The sequence below is a fragment of the Mesorhizobium sp. WSM4815 genome (genome assembly GCF_055811575.1).
This window is the reverse complement of the sequence record NZ_JBVVQS010000013.1, coordinates 1-248: the sequence shown is the minus strand read 5'-3', so window position 1 is coordinate 248 and position 248 is coordinate 1. Positions and strand designations below refer to the sequence as shown.

Annotated in this window: 1 protein-coding gene; it reads right to left on the bottom strand. The window is 69.0% G+C overall.

The annotated features are described in order from the left end of the window. Positions 1-248: tyrosine-type recombinase/integrase (locus AC0L2B_RS00050; RefSeq protein ID WP_473743610.1), on the bottom strand; the 248-nt coding region annotated here is incomplete at both ends.

The window sequence follows — 248 nt, the reverse complement described above, 5'->3', positions numbered from 1 at the left end:
GGCGTGCCCGAGCAGGACCTGGATGATCCGGATGTCGGTGCCGTCCTCCAGCAGGTGGGTGGCGAAGCTGTGGCGCAGCGTGTGCGGCCCGACCCGCTTGGCGATGTCGGCCGCCTGCGCTGCCTCGACGACCACGCGATAGAGCTGGCGGGTGCTGATCGGCTTCATCGCATGCTGCCCCGGAAACAGCCAGCCGTCGCGATGCATGACGCCCTGCTGGCGTCCGACCCTCCACCATTGCCGCAGAA